This is a genomic window from Arthrobacter sp. HMWF013, from assembly GCF_003061105.1.
GTDB lineage: Bacteria > Actinomycetota > Actinomycetes > Actinomycetales > Micrococcaceae > Arthrobacter.
Map to the genome: position 1 here is coordinate 3709 of NZ_QAIQ01000568.1, position 405 is coordinate 4113.

The window sequence follows — 405 nt, forward strand, 5'->3', positions numbered from 1 at the left end:
GCAGGCAATCATGGACCTGATGCGGCCGCTGGTCACCGCCACCAGCACCTACCTCAACACACTCCCTGCAGCCCACCAGGCCGTCGTCGCCGGTTTTCTCGAGGCCGCCCAGCACCAGATGCAGGACCACCTGCACACACTTTCGGAGAAAGACGCCCGATGAGAGAGTTCACTTCCCCGCCGCTGGTTGCCACCTCCGGCCACCGCAACGCCACCGAACTGCTGATGCAGCGGGCCCGGTCATCCCCCGGCCACGTTGCCTTCGAGGTGCGCGCCGCGGATGCCGCCATCACGGCTCCCTGGCGGCAGGTGACCACCGGGCAGTTCGTCGATGAGGTCCGCGCTTTGGCCAAAGGCTTCATCGCCGCGGGCCTCCAGCCGGGCGAATCGCTCGCCATCATGTCC

1 pseudogene is annotated in these 405 nt (G+C 67.4%); it reads left to right on the forward strand.

Annotation, left to right across the window (positions count from 1 at the left end):
• Positions 1-159: 159 nt before the first annotated feature.
• Positions 160-405: pseudogene (locus tag DBR22_RS19410) on the forward strand (AMP-binding protein); the annotation flags it as partial.